This is a genomic window from Pseudomonas sp. 05T35, assembly GCF_056396605.1.
In genome coordinates, this window is record NZ_JBFTLU010000875.1 from 1 (window position 1) to 625 (window position 625).

General features: G+C 57.3%; 1 protein-coding gene. It reads right to left on the bottom strand.

Features of this window, described 5'->3' with window-relative positions; all coding sequences use genetic code 11:
• The coding region (locus AC1DH9_RS30415; protein WP_477809489.1) for an ABC transporter permease subunit at positions 1-625 on the bottom strand (625 nt) is incomplete at both ends.

Below are 625 nucleotides of genomic sequence, written 5' to 3' on the forward strand. Positions count from 1 at the left end.
AACATCGCCAGGCCGACCCAGAACTTGTGGAACGGCTCGCCGGTCGCCTCGAAACGCTTGTTGGCCCAACGGCACATCAGCACGATAGCGACGATTGCCACCACGATGCTGATCACAAACGCCCAGAACCCACCCGCCATCTGTGCGGCTGGCATGTTCAGGCCACGGCTGCTGACAAAGAAGGTATCGGCGAAGTTATGGCTGTTGCGCGGCCCTGGCATCGTCAGGAACACCGCGAAATACCAGAACAGGATTTGCAGCAGCGGCGGAATGTTGCGGAAAGTCTCAACATAAACCGTCGCCAGCTTATTGATGATCCAGTTCTTCGACAGCCGCGCTACGCCAACGATGAACCCGAGAATCGTCGCCAGGATCACGCCGATAAAGGTCACCAGCAAGGTGTTGAGCAAGCCGATGACAAACACCCGGGCATAGCTGTCCGATTCGGTGTAGTCGATCAGGTGTTGCGCGATGCCGAACCCGGCGCTGCGCTCCAGAAAGCTGAAACCGGAGGTAATGCCCCGGTGTTGCAGGTTGGTTTGAGTGTTGTTGAACAGGTACCAACCCATCGAGATCACCGCGACAATCGTGATGATCTGAAACAGCCACGCACGCACTCGCGGAT